This is a genomic window from Endobacterium cereale, assembly GCF_009617585.1.
In the GTDB taxonomy this organism is placed as follows: Bacteria; Pseudomonadota; Alphaproteobacteria; order Rhizobiales; family Rhizobiaceae; genus Neorhizobium; species Neorhizobium cereale.
On record NZ_WIXI01000051.1, the window covers coordinates 197,352 to 213,057 of the forward strand.

At 58.8% G+C, this 15,706-nt stretch carries 16 protein-coding genes; 7 read left to right on the forward strand and 9 right to left on the reverse strand.

Translation table 11 applies throughout. The features are described from left to right. Positions 1–36: 36 nt before the first annotated feature. Entirely contained in the window at positions 37–1,350 is a 1,314-nt protein-coding gene (locus GAO09_RS27155; RefSeq protein ID WP_153359726.1) for an MFS transporter, read from the reverse strand. 80 nt (positions 1,351–1,430) lie between these two features. Further along, on the reverse strand, positions 1,431–1,946 hold the full coding sequence (locus GAO09_RS27160) for a GNAT family N-acetyltransferase (RefSeq protein ID WP_153359728.1): 516 nt from the start codon (positions 1,944–1,946) through the stop codon (positions 1,431–1,433). A 259-nt stretch (positions 1,947–2,205) separates the two neighbouring features. Between GAO09_RS27160 and GAO09_RS27165 the strand changes: the two genes are divergently transcribed. Beyond that, positions 2,206–3,195, forward strand: coding sequence for a glutathione S-transferase family protein (locus tag GAO09_RS27165; protein WP_153359730.1), 990 nt, complete (start codon positions 2,206–2,208; stop codon positions 3,193–3,195). A 30-nt stretch (positions 3,196–3,225) separates the two neighbouring features. On the opposite strand, the gene GAO09_RS27170 is transcribed toward GAO09_RS27165, so the two are convergent. Both GAO09_RS27170 and GAO09_RS27175 read right to left on the reverse strand, forming a co-directional pair. Next, positions 3,226–3,384, reverse strand: coding sequence for a hypothetical protein (locus GAO09_RS27170; RefSeq protein ID WP_153359732.1), 159 nt, complete (start codon positions 3,382–3,384; stop codon positions 3,226–3,228). A gap of 89 nt (positions 3,385–3,473) precedes the next feature. Beyond that, the gene (locus GAO09_RS27175; protein WP_153359734.1) at positions 3,474–3,962 is read right to left on the reverse strand and encodes an NUDIX domain-containing protein; all 489 of its coding nucleotides are present in this window, start codon (positions 3,960–3,962) and stop codon (positions 3,474–3,476) included. Between the two features lie 41 nt (positions 3,963–4,003). On the opposite strand from GAO09_RS27175, the gene GAO09_RS27180 reads away from it, so the two are divergent. The 3 genes from GAO09_RS27180 (at position 4,004) to GAO09_RS27190 (ending at position 6,359) form a co-directional block, all read left to right on the forward strand. Next, entirely contained in the window at positions 4,004–4,972 is a 969-nt protein-coding gene (locus GAO09_RS27180; protein ID WP_153359736.1) for a metallophosphoesterase family protein, read from the forward strand. 86 nt (positions 4,973–5,058) lie between these two features. Then, a complete protein-coding gene (locus GAO09_RS27185) occupies positions 5,059–5,526 on the forward strand; it encodes a sigma factor (protein WP_209018866.1) in 468 nt (155 codons plus the stop codon). Then, positions 5,526–6,359 (forward strand): anti-sigma factor family protein, encoded by an 834-nt coding sequence (locus tag GAO09_RS27190; RefSeq protein ID WP_153359741.1) that lies wholly within the window; start codon positions 5,526–5,528, stop codon positions 6,357–6,359. The genes GAO09_RS27185 and GAO09_RS27190 overlap by 1 nt, the downstream gene beginning before the upstream one ends. Before the next feature lie 74 nt (positions 6,360–6,433). Here GAO09_RS27190 and leuA read toward each other — a convergent pair whose 3' ends face one another. From leuA to GAO09_RS27205, 3 genes are all read right to left on the reverse strand, one after another. Next, a complete protein-coding gene (gene leuA / locus GAO09_RS27195; RefSeq protein WP_153359743.1) occupies positions 6,434–8,140 on the reverse strand; it encodes a 2-isopropylmalate synthase in 1,707 nt (568 codons plus the stop codon). Between the two features lie 356 nt (positions 8,141–8,496). Further along, positions 8,497–8,724 (reverse strand): hypothetical protein, encoded by a 228-nt coding sequence (locus GAO09_RS27200; protein WP_153359745.1) that lies wholly within the window; start codon positions 8,722–8,724, stop codon positions 8,497–8,499. Then, entirely contained in the window at positions 8,724–9,911 is a 1,188-nt protein-coding gene (locus tag GAO09_RS27205) for a benzoate/H(+) symporter BenE family transporter (protein ID WP_153359747.1), read from the reverse strand. The genes GAO09_RS27200 and GAO09_RS27205 overlap by 1 nt, the downstream gene beginning before the upstream one ends. 232 nt (positions 9,912–10,143) lie before the next feature. Here GAO09_RS27205 and GAO09_RS27210 point away from each other — a divergent pair, with 232 nt between their 5' ends. After that, entirely contained in the window at positions 10,144–12,834 is a 2,691-nt protein-coding gene (locus tag GAO09_RS27210; RefSeq protein WP_209018867.1) for a bifunctional diguanylate cyclase/phosphodiesterase, read from the forward strand. Between the two features lie 83 nt (positions 12,835–12,917). Here the strand turns inward: GAO09_RS27210 and GAO09_RS27215 are convergent, their stop codons facing one another. Then, positions 12,918–13,502 carry an ATP-dependent Clp protease proteolytic subunit gene (locus GAO09_RS27215; protein WP_153359751.1) on the reverse strand — a complete coding sequence of 195 codons (585 nt, stop codon included), beginning with the start codon at positions 13,500–13,502 and terminating at the stop codon, positions 12,918–12,920. A 214-nt stretch (positions 13,503–13,716) separates the two neighbouring features. On the opposite strand from GAO09_RS27215, the gene GAO09_RS27220 reads away from it, so the two are divergent. Together GAO09_RS27220 and GAO09_RS27225 are read left to right on the forward strand one after the other, a co-directional pair. Then, the gene (locus GAO09_RS27220; RefSeq protein ID WP_410767684.1) at positions 13,717–14,304 is read left to right on the forward strand and encodes a HupE/UreJ family protein; all 588 of its coding nucleotides are present in this window, start codon (positions 13,717–13,719) and stop codon (positions 14,302–14,304) included. Between the two features lie 108 nt (positions 14,305–14,412). After that, positions 14,413–15,237, forward strand: coding sequence for a DUF2076 domain-containing protein (locus tag GAO09_RS27225; RefSeq protein ID WP_153359755.1), 825 nt, complete (start codon positions 14,413–14,415; stop codon positions 15,235–15,237). A 68-nt stretch (positions 15,238–15,305) separates the two neighbouring features. On the opposite strand, the gene GAO09_RS27230 is transcribed toward GAO09_RS27225, so the two are convergent. Then, positions 15,306–15,626 (reverse strand): hypothetical protein, encoded by a 321-nt coding sequence (locus GAO09_RS27230; RefSeq protein WP_153359757.1) that lies wholly within the window; start codon positions 15,624–15,626, stop codon positions 15,306–15,308. Positions 15,627–15,706 lie beyond the last annotated feature (80 nt).

Consider the following 15,706-nt stretch of genomic DNA (forward strand, 5'->3'; position numbering starts at 1 on the left):
GAACGGGCACCGTTCTACGACGGTGCCCGCATAGAATCACGCCAGCGAAACATCCTTGGTTTCGGCATCAATCATCAGCGCTGCCGCAGCAGCAACCACAAGCAGACCGGCGAAGATGCCGATTGCCAGAACCAGCCCATCGGAAATTACCAGCGCCATCAGCGATGGTGCGAGCAGACCGGCAAGACGCGCCATCGCCCCCGCCGCCCCCATGCCGGTGGCACGCGAGGCTGTCGGATATAGCTCCGGCGTATAGGCGTAAAGTGCGCCCCATGTCCCGAGAAGCGCGAAGCTCATCAGCAACAAAGCGGCGCCGATCATGAGGTCGCCGTTGCCGACCACGAACAGTAGGCAGCCGAGCGCTGACAACAGGCAGAAGGTCACCAATGTCGGTCGCCTGCCCCATGCCTCGACACCATAGGCAGCCAGAACATAACCCGGCAATTGCGCCAGCGCGACCAGCACGAGGAACCCATAACCGCGCACGAAACCAAAACCATCGGCCGCCAGTTTCGGCGGCATCCAGGTGAAGACACCGTAATAGGAAATCGACACGAGGAACCAGATCGCCAGCATCATGATGGTGCGTTGACGCAGTCTTGGCGAAAACAGGCCGACACTTTTCACCACAGGCGGCGGCGTGAGGCTGATCTCCGGCCCCATTTCCGGTTTGCCGTTACCTCTCAATATATCGTTGATAACCCGCTTCGCCTCTTCCCCGCGCCCGCTGCGCAAAAGATATAGCGGCGATTCCGGTACCAGAAATCGTAAGCCAATGCCCAGAATGGCCGGCACGGCGTTGATGGCGAGAATATAACGCCAGCCATCTTCCAGCCCGGCAAGGCTGGTAGCCCATGCCGTCAACGCAACGATCAGCGTGCCGAGCGCCCAGAAACCCTCAAGCATAACCAGCCAGCGACCACGGTTTTTGGCGGGCAGGAACTCGGCCATCATCGCGTAATCGACCGGCAAGGTCCCACCGACGGCAAAACCGGTCAGGAAACGCAGCACGATCAGGCTGGTGAAATCAGGAGAAAAGACCGCCAGAGTGCCGAAAATCGCATCACAGCAGACGGTGAAGATCAGCACACGGCGACGGCCATATCGATCCGCCAGCTTGCCGCAGACGGCAGCGCCGATCAGCATGCCGAGAAAAAACAATGTACCGGCCTGTAGCGCCTGCGGCACCGTCAAACCAAAACTTTTGGCAATCGAGGCGGCAGTGAAACCCACCGCCAGAACCTGCATCGCATCCGCCGTCCACACGAGGCCGAAAATACCGAGCAGGCGGCGCTGGTAGGCACCCGTTCCTGCTCGATCCAAAGCCGCTTCGATGGAAATTCCCGTCATTCCAAAGCCCCTCCGGCGTGCATTATCCGTCGGCGACGTTTCGCCTGACGTGATGCGCGGCAAGATTTAGAGGGTTTGTTTTACGGGCGCCAGCCGATTTTGCCTTTCAGCCGTTCGGTCAGGTCGGATGCCATGGGCACGATCAGCACGCGGCCGGGATCAACCGGGCCTGGAAACTCCAGCGCGCCATAGGGCACCTTCTCGAAACCCAGCGGCATGTAATAGGGCGGATCGCCGACAAGGATCACGCCTTCCGAACCCTTACGCCGCGCTGCCTCGATGGCAATGCTCACCAGTTCCCGACCGATGCCCATGTTCTTGTGGGAGGGCCGCACGGCCAGAGGCCCGAGCATATGCGCCTTCACAGCTCCGGCCAGTACCGGCGTCATGCGCACGGAACCGATTGTTTCACCGTAATCGGTGCAGACGAAGGAAAGCGACCGGTCATGCGGCCCCTGTTCGCGGATGCGTGCCGCCGCCTTGACGAAACGGCCGGGACCAAAAGCCTCGGCATTGATCAGTTCGATGACGTCATCATGCGATGCGTCTTCCGTCAGGTATACGAGGTCGTGCTTTGCGAGGATTTGCGGAGCCATGGTGAACCGAAGCCGTAGAGAAAAGAGCGGACAGGACAAGTGATCTCGTTGACGCTTGATAAGCGTCTTGTCGAAAGATCAGCGTCGTCGCAGGGCTCTTGGCTGGGTCATTAATGTGTGGTTCCCGAAAATTGTGAAATGCCGGTTAGCAGGTTTTTTTTCGTCCGTCCAATGTAAAAACACAGCGTTCGCAATTTCACGCCTCGATATCCGCGACGGTTGGCGTATCTACACCTGAAAGGCAACGAGGGATTTCATTATGGGCATGCTCGTCGACGGTAAGTGGCAGGACGTGTGGTACGACACCAAGGCCACCAAGGGTCGGTTCGAACGATCACAATCCCAGTTCCGCAACTGGTTGACGGCGGATGGTACTGCCGGTCTCTCCGGTACGAGTGGCTTCAAGGCCGAACCCGACCGCTATCACCTCTACGTTTCCCTCGCCTGTCCGTGGGCGCATCGCACGCTGATCTTTCGCAAGCTGAAAAAGCTCGAAGACCTGATCTCGGTCTCCGTTGTTGATTACCTCATGCTGGAAAACGGCTGGGAGTTCAAAAAACCGGCGGGTGCAACCGGCGACGATCTCTATGGCCTCGACTACCTCTACCAGATCTACCTGAAGGCCGATCCGACCTATTCCGGCCGGGTAACGGTGCCGGTTCTGTGGGACAAACAGCAGCAGACCATCGTCTCCAACGAGAGTGCCGAAATCATTCGCATGTTCAACACCGCCTTCGACGGACTGACAGACTCGACGGATGATTTTTACCCGCAAGCGGCACGCAAAGACATCGATGCGCTGAACTCCACCATCTACGCAGCGGTCAATAACGGCGTCTATCGTGCCGGTTTTGCGACCACACAGGAGGCCTATGAAGAGGCCGTCGTCAAACTATTCGAAACACTGGACATGCTGGAACAACGGCTCTCTTCAAGCCGCTATCTGTTCGGAGATAGGACCACGGAAGCCGACTGGCGGCTGTTCACCACGCTCGTGCGTTTCGATCCGGTTTATGTCGGCCATTTCAAATGCAATATCCGCCGCATCGCCGACTACCCCAATCTCTCGGGCTATCTGCGCGATCTCTATCAGCAGCCGGGTATCGCCGACACGGTCAACATGGAGCATATCAAGGGCCACTACTACCGCAGCCACAAGACGATCAACCCGACCGGAATCGTGCCGGCCGGGCCTGATATCGACCTTTCCCTGCCCCACACACGCGAAAGTGTAGCGAAGGCCAGATGATGGCGCCCGAACCGGGCAGCAAGGTTTTGATCAGTTGAGCGCGACGCGCGACTTGCGGCGGCGCGCCAGTTCCTCTCTCGCTTCTTCCAATGCCAGACCTATGAAATAGGCCAGCATCACCTCATGTTCCTGCACTGCCAGCTTGTGCGTCGCCATCAGGTGGTCGATCGCCATTTCGATTTTACTCATATCCAGCTCCCCGTTTATTAGGACATGATGATCAACGAAAGATGCAGTTGCAAGCAACCAGCAGGTGAACATGTATCAGCTTAAATATCCTACCAGTAGTCTTCAACTTTCGTTTCGCCGGATAATTCTTTCAAACGCTTCAAAGTTGAATTGGTCACGCCTTCCGGCAAAGCGTCTATCGAGTAAAAACCGCTCTCCGCTATCTCCTTGTCAGGTAAACGCACGGAAAACTGTTTAACATTGACACGATACAAAAGAACATGATCGCGTTTACTGGCATTTTTATTGAAATAGGTTGAAAAAAGCTGGGGAACTCCAAGAATTTCGAGATTTCCTTCTTCGCGAAGTTCTTTAGCGAGCGCCGCCCGCACGGTTTCACCTCGCTCCACACCGCCACCGGGAAGATACCAGCCCGGCAAATAAGTATGGCGCACGAGAAACACCCTGCCCTCCTCATCGAAACAGGCGGCCCGCACCCCCAGCGTCATGCTGCGTGTCAAAAGAAAATAACGATGCAGCAGCCACACCATGATCCGTGTGCTTTTACGGGAAATTTCCGGGACGCCTTCATCACTCATACGCTTGCTCCTTGGGCCGGACGGCCCTATGTCATGACCCCATGTACAGGTTCGCGCATATTTCCGACATCCATCTCGGGCCGCTTCCGCAGTTAACCTTGCGCGAGCTTTTTTCCAAGCGGATAACCGGCTTCATCAACTGGCACCGCAACCGGCGCAAGCATCTGCTTGTCAACACGCTCGACCTGCTCCTCAGCGATATACGGGACCATCATCCCGACCACCTGATGATTACCGGCGACCTCGTCAATCTTGCGACCGAGATTGAAATCCGACTTGCGGGTGAGTGGCTGGAAAGCGTCGGCGAACCGTTGGCCACAACTGTCGTGCCGGGCAATCACGATGCCTATGTACCCGGCGCCCACGACAAGTCGGTGAGGCGCTGGTACCCATTCATCGCCGGTGACGACAGTCCAAAAGACTGGCCGGACGACGACCACGTTTTCCCGACCTACCGTCAGCGCGGACCGATCGCCATCATCGGCTGCTCCACCTCCCTGGCAACGCCACCCTTTTCCGCTACCGGTTTCTTCAGCTCGCGTCAGGCCCGCGAAACGGTGGAGCTTCTGAAAAAGGCGGGCGAGGAAGGCCTTTTCCGTGTCGTCCTCATCCACCATCCGCCGATCAGGGGCGCAGCGGCGCGCCACAAGCGCATGATCGGAATACGCCGCTTCAACGCGGCCATGTCCATGGGCGGTGCCGAACTTATCCTGCACGGGCACACCCATCTCGACACCGTACATTTCCTGAAAACCCATAGTGGTGGGCAGATACCGGTCGTCGGCATTGCATCGGCCTCGCAAGGCCCGGGCGGCCACAAACCGCGAGCCGCTTACAATCTCTTCACGCTGACCGGCGAACCCGGTACATGGAACCTGATCTGCGAACGGCACGGCCTGACCGAAACCGCCGATGCGATTGCACTCGACCACACGCGGCTATTTTACGGACACGACCCGAGGGAAACGCCCGTTCCGATGCCACAAGTGGTGCCGCTGCCATCATCATGACAGCCTGGCGAAAGCCAGAAATGTTTTTATATCGCAAATTCTCCCCATTCGCCTGCCAGTTTGCCACTCCAACGCATCGGACGGACATGACACTGCAGCCAGACCTGACGGACATCAGACGTGACCTCGTCTCCCTTTTGCCGCGGCTTCGACGCTTTGCGCTGGCGCTCTGTGGGCAACCGGACATGGTCGACGAACTGGTCGGGGATGCCTGCCTGCTTGCGGTCTTGAAGGCACCGCATTTCGAAAGCGGCAGCCGGCTTGAAAGCTGGGCTTTTTCACTGATCCATTCGGTCTGGCTGGAGCAATCGAAGAAACGTAAACAATCGAGCGACGAGGCTGCTGCCCATAACGGCTTTGCGGGATATCACGCCATCCTCGACCTCCCGGACGGCACTGCGACAAGCTTCCTTCTGGTCTGCGTCGAGGACCATACCTACGCGGAATCGGCGGCCATCCTTGGCATTGCAGCCGAAACGGTCGCCGCCAATGTCGTGAGCGCACGCCGGCATTTTTCCGCCCAAGTCGCCGACAATGCGGAGCGGAGAGCCTGATGCCCTCCTCCCAGACTGTGAGCATCGATTCGCGCCTCTCTGCCGCTCTCGACGGCGAACTCAACGACGCCGACAGAACAGAGATGGAAGCCTTGCTGGCCGGCAATGATTTGCAGGCGCGCGATGCGCAGGAGACACTGCGCCGCGGCAATGAGTTTGGCCTGCATGCCTTTGCCGAGGTTCTTCGCGAGCCGGTTCCACTGACCTTGGTGCGCACCATCAAGACGGCGACACCACCGCGCAAGGCGGTCCGCCTGCCGCAGGCGCAACGCCCGGAACTACCGTTCAAGCCGACGCGCCGTCAGGCGATCATAGGCTGCGTCATGGTTGCGCTCTTTGCCGGCGGTATCGGCTACATGATCGGCAGCCGCCCGCAGATGCAGACTTTTGCCGATCTCGCCATGCCGGTCACCAGCGGCTGGCTGGAAGATATCGCCACCCATCACAGGGTCTTTTCCCGCCAAACCGATCACCTCGTTGAAGTGCCGGCATCGGACAGCCCGCATCTCGTTGATTGGTTGATGGCGACCACCGGCGTCTCCTTCCGCGTTCCCGACCTCAGCGCCGACAAGCTTGAGTTTCTCGGTGGCCGCCTGTTTTCCGCAGCCGGCAAACCCGTCGGCCAACTCGTCTATCGCGACGAGGACGGTGCCATCATTTCGATCTGCTTTGCCCGCAATCTCGTCGGCAACGATCAGAACATGGCCGAACAGATCCGCGACGATATCGGCTTGATCGCCTGGCATCGCGATCAGACAGATTACGTCGTCACCGGCGCCTCCTCCGATGCCAATCTGGACAGTATCGCCGCCAAGGTCGCCGGCCGCATCTGAAGCCTCATTCACCTAATGACAAAACGGCCCGGGATTGCTTCCGGGCCGTTTTGTTTAGGTTTGACTTCGAAGGATCAGCGCTCGGCAATCACGCGGTTCGCCGCCGAAACGATCGCCTCAAGCGAGGCTGCCACGATATTGGTGTTCACACCGGCGCCAAACAGCTTTCCACCCGGGTGCTGCATCTCGACATAAGCGATGGCCGATGCGTTCGAACCGTGCTGCAGCGAGTGTTCGGAATAATCATTTACCGACATGTCGATGCCGAGATAGGTCGACAGCGCATTGATGAAACCGTCGATCGGACCCGTACCCTTGCCTTCGATCGCCTTCACCACACCATTGTCGGTGATCTCGGCGGAGACGACACGCACGCCCTTATGCTCGAGGCCTGCCGGAAAGGTCTGGTGATCTACGAACCTCAAGCGGCCCTGCGGCTGCTCGACATAACGCTCGATGAAACGATCATAGATGCGCTTCGAGGAAAGCTCCTTGCCCTCTTCATCGGTGATGCGCTGGATCTCTTCACGGAACTCCACCTGCAGGTTGCGCGGCAGGTTGATGCCGTAATCCTGCTGCAGGATATAGGCGATGCCGCCCTTGCCCGATTGCGAGTTGATACGGATGATCGCCTCGTAGGAACGCCCGACATCCTGCGGATCGATCGGCAGATACGGCACTTCCCAGACCGGGTGATTGGCGACCTTGATCGCCTTCATGCCCTTGTTGATGGCATCCTGGTGCGAGCCGGAAAACGCCGTGTAGACCAGTTCCCCGACGTAAGGGTGACGTTCCGGAATGACCATCTCGTTGGAATATTCGTAGACGTCCTTGATCCGCTCGATATCCGAGCAATCCAGTTCCGGATCAATGCCTTGCGTGAACATGTTCAGAGCCAGCGTGACGACGTCGACATTGCCGGTGCGTTCGCCATTGCCGAACAGCGTGCCCTCGACACGGTCGGCACCGGCCATCAGCGCCAGTTCAGTCGCAGCAATGCCGGTACCACGGTCATTGTGCGGGTGCAGCGAGATGATGACGTTTTCGCGGTTGTCGATATTGCGGCACATCCATTCGATCTGGTCGGCATAGATATTTGGCGTCGCCATCTCGACGGTGGATGGCAGGTTGAGGATCAGCTTGTTGTCGGCCGTCGGCTTCATTTCGGCGATGACGGCGTTGCAGATCTCCAGCGCCACTTCCAGTTCGGTGCCCGTAAAGCTCTCCGGAGAATATTCGAACCGGTAACCGCCACCGGCCTTGGCCGCCATGTCGGTGATCATCTTGGCCGCATCGACGGCGATCTGCTTGATGCCATGCACATCCTTGCCGAACACCACGCGGCGCTGCAGTTCCGACGTCGAATTGTAAAAGTGGATGATCGGCTTGTGTGCGCCTTCCAGCGATTCGAAGGTACGGGTGATCAGTTCCGGGCGGCACTGCACCAGCACCTGCAACGACACGTCTTCCGGCACGCCGCCCTCTTCAACGCACCAGCGAGCAAAGTCGAAATCGGTCTGTGAGGCGGAAGGGAAACCGATCTCGATTTCCTTGAAACCCATGTCCAGCAGCAGCTTGAACATGCGGGCCTTGCGGTCATGGCCCATCGGGTTGACCAGCGACTGGTTGCCGTCGCGCAGATCGACGGAACACCAGATCGGCGCCTTTTCGATGGTCTTGGAAGGCCAGGTGCGATCGGGAATGTTGATCGCGGGGTAAGCGCGGTATTTTACGCCTGCCGACTGCATGCCCTTGGTGGATGCGGAAATCTTGCTGTCCATGTCTTTCGTCCTTCGCGTCTTATCCGCAGGAGCAGTCTGCTCGATTCCGTCAACGGCAATCCGACTGCGGATTCTGGACCTTATGGTCCTATTTCATTTCAGGGATTTGATGCGAGGAGCTCTTACGCCGGCGGGCTTTGTCGGCCGCCGGGCGCTCCTCAACGGACCCGGCAACCGAGTGTAAGGTCGAGGCTAAGAAGCGAGAGAGGCGCGAAAACCGTCGCCCCGGCAGCGGTGCTGCGGGCTGCAAAACGGTCAAACATGATCGCGCCTGTCATGGTCATGAGCGAATCTATAGCGGCGAGGAACGGATGTGGCAAGAACGGCTTTTTGACTTTTGGTACGCCCCAACCAACCTACCAGCGCCGGCCTCTCAGAAAAACGATCGCCGATGCCATCAGAAAGGCGATGGAAAACACGCTCCATATTGCACCGCCCGACGTCAGGTTGGCGCCATCGGGCGTCATGCAGCTCGACTGCGACGCGGCGATACAATCGCGCCAGAGCCAATAACGATCAAAGAACAGCCAGCCGAAAGCGAGACCAATCGCCAAGAGGAGAAGTCCGGCAAACGACCGCCGCATCAGCGTTTTCCAAAACCCTTGGACACACGCATGAGCCACAGCATCAGCCCACCGGCCACCAGCCCCCAGAACGCCCCGGAAATACCGGCAAATGTCGTCCCTGACGCAGTCACCAGAAAGGTGATCGCCGCCGCTTCCCTTGCTGCCGGATCATGAAACGCCGCATGTGCCGCATTCGACAGCGCCCCGATCAGGGCAAGCCCCGCCACGGCCTGCAACAGGATCGGCGGTGCAAGCGAAACGAAGGCGATAATGCCGCCGGCGATCAGGCCAAGCACGATATAGGCGCCACCGCCGATAACCGCCGCCCAGTAACGGCGTTTCGGATCGGGATGCGCATCCTCGCTCGCACACATCGCAGCGGTAATCGCCGCAAGATTGACGGGCACGCTGCCGAAAAAGGCGATGATGGCGGAAAAGACGCCGGTCGAAGCAAATAGCGGTCCGGGCGGTGGCTCGTAACCATGCGCCTTGAGAATGGCGATGCCGGGAATGTTCTGCGACGCCATGGTAACGATGAACAGCGGCAGCGCCACCGAGACGACACCATGCCATGTGAATACCGGCGTCACGAATTCCAGTTGCGGATGAATGGCTGCCCCGACCCGCGCCATAGCGTCCGGCGGCAGGTCGACACCGAAGATGAGCACGAGAACGAAAGCCGCCAGCGCCGATGGCACCGCGCATAGCCGCCAACGGGTCACCACCAGCATCCATGCCAGCACGATCGGCAGGCCGAACCACGGATTGAACGCCACTGCCTTCACCGGCGCAAGGCAAAGGCCGAGCAGAATGCCGGCAAGCATGGCATTGGCCAGCGGCGTCGGGATCAGCCGCACCGCCCGCCCAAACGCCGGCAACAGCCCTGTCAGCGTGATCAGCAGCCCGCAGATGACGAAGGCACCGACTGCCGCTGGAAACCCGCCTTCGATCATGCCGGTCGTTGCCAGAAGGGCACCACCCGGCGTCGTCCATGCCATCATGATCGGCATGCGATGACGAAACGAAAAGAACACGGCTAACACGGCCTGCGCCACACAGACGGCCAGCAGCGCGGATGCCACCTGATCCGGCGTCGCGCCCATCGCGCCAAGTCCCTGCACGATAACGGCAAACGAACTGACGAACCCGACAAACGCGGTCAGCAGGCCCATCAGCAGAGCGGGTACGGAAAAGTCTTTCAGCATATGGCAGGATCCGTCTCTAGAAGGAGACAGCAGGAGCACAGGATTTGACGGCAGGCAAGTCCGCCCGAAGACGCCGGGGTACGCCCCCGAACAGAAAGCTTTTCCACAGCCGAAAACATCAGCGCCGCCTTATACGTGCGGGCATATCAGTTCCGACAAACAAACATCAGAATAAATTAAATTCTCTACCCGATATTGCCGGCATATTTCATCGAACATTTGGATGTTTCTATTGTCGTCGACGACCACGCTCAGAACGCTCTTTTCCGGCCGTCTGCATCACTTCGGTTACTTTCTGCCGACAGTTCTGGTCATGGCGATCGTGAGCTTGGGTATCCTACGCGTTGTTCAGGATGAGCATGAACGTTTCATGTCCGCGCAACGGCTCACGGCATCGGAACAGCTGGGACAGGTCGCGGCGAGACTGGAAACCAACATCCATGGCAACGTCAATCTGATCCACGGCCTTGTCGCCGCGATATCGGCCAATCCGTCGATCACACAAACGCAGTTTTCCACGCTTGCGGAAAAGATCTTTGCCAACCCCTCGCAATTGAAGAACGTCGCGGCCGCACCCGATCTGGTCGTGCGGATGATCTACCCGTTGGCCGAAAACAGGCAGATCATCGGCCAAGACTATCAGGCGGACGCGAAGCGGTCCGGATCGGTTTTCGAGGCCATCAAACGCCGGAAGGCGACACTCGCCGGGCCGGTCAAACTGGTTCAGGGCGGCAGCATGGGCCTGTTTGCGCGTTATCCCGTCTTCTCCGCCTCCAATGGCCATTTCTGGGGCGTAGTCTCCACTGTGATCGATGTTGACAGACTGCTGCACGACAGCAATGTCGGCACCGAATGGCAAAAACTCGACATCACCATTGCCCGTCGTCCACATCCAATGGCCAAGGATGCCTTCTTCGGCGATGTCTCGCTGTTCTCGCAGGATACAGTGCGCGCGACGATCGAGCTTGGTTACGACACGTGGTACCTGGCAGCAGTGCCAAAGGCTGGCTGGCAGACCACACCGCCGCAGATCGGCAGGCTTTATGCCTATGCCACCTTGATCGGCATCGCCGTCATCGTCCCGATGATCTGGGTCGGCCTGTTGATGCGCCAGCGCCATGGCCATGTCGATACGCTGGAGCAGCGCGAAGAGGAACTCGAAGGCCTGCATCATCGACTGGCGCTCGCCCTTGAAGCCTCGGAAGTCGGCGTGTGGGAATACGAACCTTCCAGCAAGCGGATGTTCTGGGACCGCCGCCTTCGCGAGCTCTATGCCGCGCCGGAGGAACGCGACGTCTTCACTTACGAAGACTGGCGCAAACGCATTCACCCTGATGACATGCAAGCCATGGAAACCCTGATCCTGAACAGGGAGGAGAATTCGGTGCCCTCCACACCCGAATTCAGGATTGTCACGCCGGATGGCGAAATCCGCCATATCCGCTCGAACGGCAAGTCCTACACGACCAAGGGCGGCATCGAGCGACTGGTCGGCGCCAATTGGGATGTCACTCGCGATATCACCCTGCAGACGGAACTGCGCGACGCCCGCACCCGCGCCGAAGCACAGAACGAACAGTTGCGCGCCACCCGTCGCACGCTTGAACATCAATCCCTGCACGATGCGCTGACCGGATTGCCGAACCGTCGTTTCCTCGACCAGTTCATGGATGCATCCGGTTCGCCCTCCCCCAATCATCGGCTGGCCTTCATCCATTTCGACATGGACCGCTTCAAGGAAGTCAACGATACGCTCGGCCATGCGGCTGGCGACGAGGTGCTGCGGCAGACCACGAGCCGCCTACAAACCCTTCTCCATGGCGATGAAATCGCCTCGCGCATCGGCGGTGATGAATTCGTTATCGTCACCAGCGGCGCAGAACCGGAAGAGCGTGCGATGGAATTGGGACGAGCCATCGTCAAGGCCTTGGCAACGCCCATCGTCATCGATGGTCACGAATGCCATGTCGGCTGCAGTGCCGGTGTCGCGGTGCAAACGGCGGCGGGCGAAGACCCGAAACAGCTGCTGATCAATGCCGACGTCGCCCTCTACGAGGCCAAGAAGCGCGGCCGCAACCGCGCCGAAATCTTTTCCGAAAACCTGCTTGCCGCCGCGATCCATACAAAGCGCAGTTCCGACGAACTGCTGGTTGCGATCGAAAACGACGAGATCGTGCCATTCTTCCAGCCCCAGTTCGATGCCCGCACGCTGGATATTGTCGGCGTCGAAGCCCTGGCACGCTGGCAACATCCGACCCGCGGTATTCTCACGCCCGACAAGTTCCTCGATATTGCCGAGGGCCTGCATCGCTCCGGCGATATCGATGCCATCATCCTGCAGAAGGCGCTGTTTCAGGCCACCCGCTGGCGCGCTCGTGACCTCAACATCCCGCATGTATCGGTCAACATTTCGGCGCAGCGCCTGAAGGACGAGACCCTGCTGGCGCAGGTGGAGAGCCTCAACATTCCCAAGGGCAGCCTGTCCTTCGAACTTCTGGAATCGATTTCTTTCGATGGTCAGGACAAGGCACTGCGCTCGGTTATCGGCCAGTTGAAGGAACTCGGCATCGATATCGAGATCGACGATTTCGGATCCGGTCATGCCTCGATCGTCAGCCTGCTCGATCTCGACCCGAAACGCCTGAAGATCGATCGCCGCCTGATCATGCCGCTGCAGGCCTCTGGTTCGCAGCACCGCCTGGTGGCCTCCATCATCGAAATCGGTCGCAGTCAGGGCATCGAGATCGTTGCGGAAGGTGTCGAGACGATGGAGCATGTCGAGATCCTGCGCAATCTCGGCTGCCATGCCTTGCAGGGATATGCCTTCGCAAAACCGATGTGCGCCGAATCCTTCGTGCAGTTTGTCGAAAACTGGCAGGGGGAACGTGGCGACCTGTTTTCCCACATCCGCCATTCGGCCTGATCAGCCGTCACCTACAGGCATAAAAAATCCCCCGTCAGCGTTGCTGGCGGGGGATTTTTATCATTCGTTCGATGCGAGCTGGATCAGATTTCCGACTGGCTCGTGATGATCTTGGAAACCAGACCGTATTCGACCGCATCTTCGGCGCCGAGCCAGTAATCGCGGTCGATGTCCTTTGCGATCTTTTCTTCCGACTGGCCAGTGGCCTTCGCAAAGATCTTGATCAGGCGCTGGTTCATCTTGATGATTTCGCGGGCCTGGATCTCGATGTCGGACACCATGCCGCGCGTGCCGCCGGACGGTTGATGAAGCAGGAAGCGGGTGTTCGGCAGAGCGATACGGCGTTCCTTCGGAACCGAAACGTAGATCAGCGCGCCGGCGGATGCGACCCAGCCGGTACCGATGATCCAGACCTTCGGCTTGATGAACTTGATCATGTCATGGATCGAATCGCCCGATTCCACGTGACCGCCTGGCGAGTTCACGTAGATGCGGATGTCTTCGTCGCTGGCAGCAGCAAGGGCAACCAGCTGGGTGCAGACCTTCTGCGCCAGTTCCTGGGTGATGCCGCCATAGATGAAGATCGAGCGGGACTTGAAGAGATTGGCTTCAGTCTCCTTGCCGAGCGGCAATTCCTTCGTCTTGTCGTCTTCGTTTTCGTCGTTCATCAGTGTCTCCAGCATGGACGTGTCGATACCGGACATAATGCGTTCGTGTCGTTAAAACAATGTGCGAATAGGCTTAAGGTGAATTCCTTATCATCGGTTTATCCCCGGCATTTTGCCCATGGACGCCGAAATCCGATCTCCCTAATCTTGCCCACAGACCGGCTGCGCCGTCATCGTCACAGCGGCCCGGGCATCAAGGGGAGCAACAATGTCCATATTCAAACGCCTTTCTCTCACCGCCGGCATTTTCGCAGCGGCCACGGCACCCGCCTTCGCGCATCTCAATCCCGAAGAACATGGATCCTTCATGGCGGGATTTTCGCACCCGTTGTTCGGGATGGATCATATCCTGGTCATGGTCGCGGTCGGCCTATGGGCAGCGCAGATTGCGCAGGGCAGCGATAACCGCCGCGCACTCTGGACGGTTCCGGCAGCTTTCGTCGGCACGATGGCGCTGGGTTTTGCCGTTGCCGTGTCCGGCATCGACCTACCCTTCGTTGAACCCGCCATCCTCGCATCGGTCATCGCGCTCGGTCTGTTCGTCGCCATGGCGGTCAGATTGCCGGTTGCGGCATCGGCCGCCATTGTTGCAATCTTCGCGCTGTTTCATGGTCACGCCCATGGCGGTGAACTTGGCACCGCCGGCGCACTGCAATTCGGCCTCGGCTTTGTGATTGCCACCGCCCTTCTGCATGTCGCAGGCATAGCGCTCGGCCTCGGCATCGCCCGGTTCAGCCCCTACATTGCGCGCGGCCTCGGCGTTGTCACCGCCCTTCTCGGCCTGTCTCTGGTATTCGGCTAAGCGCTCATTTCGCCGCACCCCAGATTACCGAAATGTAAGGGATCGTCGCTTTGAAAAGCCACGATCCCTTCCTAGTTCAGGTGATATATCATCGCCAAGGAGGCAGATATGTCACCCGAAGAACACCAGCTTCTCACCACATTGTTTGACCGCGTCGAGACCGCATCCTCCACCCCGCGTGATCGCGATGCGGAAGCACTGATCGAGGAACGGACACGTCGGCAACCCTATGCCGCCTATTACCTCGCGCAAGCCGTCATCGTTCAGGAAAAAGGACTGGAAGCAGCCTCTCACCGCATTCAGGAACTGGAGGCGCGTGTGCATGACCTTGAACATTTCGGCGGCGGCCAGCGTCAGGAAAACGGCGGTTTTTTAAGCTCCATTTTCGGCAACAGCGACCGGCCGCGGCAGGATAACGACGTCGCCGGGCCATGGAGCAACGAGAAGCCGGACCGCATTGACGTTCCGAACCAGGGCTATCGCGGCAACAGCGTTTACGACAATTCCGACTATCGACCGACGCAGCAGGCAGGTGGCCCGTGGAGCAGTGGCCAGTCATTTGGCGCTCAGCCCTCTGCACCGTCTGCCGGTGGAAGTTTTCTGCGCGGTGCTCTCGGCACGGCTGCGGGCGTCGCCGGCGGCATGCTGCTCGCCAATTCACTCTCCGGCATTTTCGGCAATCATGTTTACGGCCTCGGCTGGGGTTCTCCGACGGAAGGCGCCGCAGCCTTTGGCGGCGCACCGACCGAAGAAACGGTCATCAACAACTATTATGGCGATACCACCGACGACAATGACGGCGAGAAGGCATCCAACGATGGTCAGGATGATAACGACATCCGGCAGGCCGATTATGCTGACAATGACGATGACGGCACGTCGGATTTCAGTTCGGACGATTTCGGTTCGAACAACGACAGTCTCGACATCTGAGAAAGAGAAAACGGATGGCATCCGCCGCATCGGTTGCCATCCGCCCGGCGCCCCCGCCTATTTCCTCTTCACTTATATACAAAACGCTCGCCCCGCGCATTGATCAACGCCAGATCCGTGCCGTCCAGCGTAACAATCCGGTCGCAGCGATAACCGCCGCGATCGAACGTGACGCAAACCTGACCATCGGCAATCGTATAGTTTCCCGTCGAAGCCGTGCCGTAACTGTAGCGGCCATCCGTCGAGTAGGTCATGACGCCGATCAGCGTTCGCCCCACGGCCGCTCTTTCAATCTCGGCCCTTGTGGCAGGACGTTCGACGGGCTGGATTGTCAGGACGGACTCCACAGGAAGCACGGAAAAAAGCATGCCTGCGATCAATTCAAGCATTCGGGTTCTCTCTACGCCACCTGCGCGACAGTAGAGCTTAAAAAGACCCTCGTCGCATCCCCTGCATTGGGGAGGCGACA

Excerpts from the sequence above, each read along its gene's own strand:
- GAO09_RS27170 (WP_153359732.1), bottom strand. The coding sequence starts at position 3,384 with ATGAGTAAAATCGAAATGGCGATCGACCACCTGATGGCGACGCACAAG.
- GAO09_RS27160 (WP_153359728.1), bottom strand. The coding sequence starts at position 1,946 with ATGGCTCCGCAAATCCTCGCAAAGCACGACCTCGTATACCTGACGGAA.
- GAO09_RS27185 (WP_209018866.1), top strand. The coding sequence starts at position 5,059 with ATGACACTGCAGCCAGACCTGACGGACATCAGACGTGACCTCGTCTCC.
- leuA (WP_153359743.1), bottom strand. The coding sequence starts at position 8,140 with ATGGACAGCAAGATTTCCGCATCCACCAAGGGCATGCAGTCGGCAGGC.
- GAO09_RS27180 (WP_153359736.1), top strand. The coding sequence starts at position 4,004 with ATGTACAGGTTCGCGCATATTTCCGACATCCATCTCGGGCCGCTTCCG.
- GAO09_RS27215 (WP_153359751.1), bottom strand. The coding sequence starts at position 13,502 with ATGAACGACGAAAACGAAGACGACAAGACGAAGGAATTGCCGCTCGGC.
- GAO09_RS27165 (WP_153359730.1), top strand. The coding sequence starts at position 2,206 with ATGGGCATGCTCGTCGACGGTAAGTGGCAGGACGTGTGGTACGACACC.
- GAO09_RS27190 (WP_153359741.1), top strand. The coding sequence starts at position 5,526 with ATGCCCTCCTCCCAGACTGTGAGCATCGATTCGCGCCTCTCTGCCGCT.
- GAO09_RS27200 (WP_153359745.1), bottom strand. The coding sequence starts at position 8,724 with ATGCGGCGGTCGTTTGCCGGACTTCTCCTCTTGGCGATTGGTCTCGCT.
- GAO09_RS27155 (WP_153359726.1), bottom strand. The coding sequence starts at position 1,350 with ATGACGGGAATTTCCATCGAAGCGGCTTTGGATCGAGCAGGAACGGGT.
- GAO09_RS27230 (WP_153359757.1), bottom strand. The coding sequence starts at position 15,626 with ATGCTTGAATTGATCGCAGGCATGCTTTTTTCCGTGCTTCCTGTGGAG.
- GAO09_RS27225 (WP_153359755.1), top strand. The coding sequence starts at position 14,413 with ATGTCACCCGAAGAACACCAGCTTCTCACCACATTGTTTGACCGCGTC.
- GAO09_RS27175 (WP_153359734.1), bottom strand. The coding sequence starts at position 3,962 with ATGAGTGATGAAGGCGTCCCGGAAATTTCCCGTAAAAGCACACGGATC.
- GAO09_RS27205 (WP_153359747.1), bottom strand. The coding sequence starts at position 9,911 with ATGCTGAAAGACTTTTCCGTACCCGCTCTGCTGATGGGCCTGCTGACC.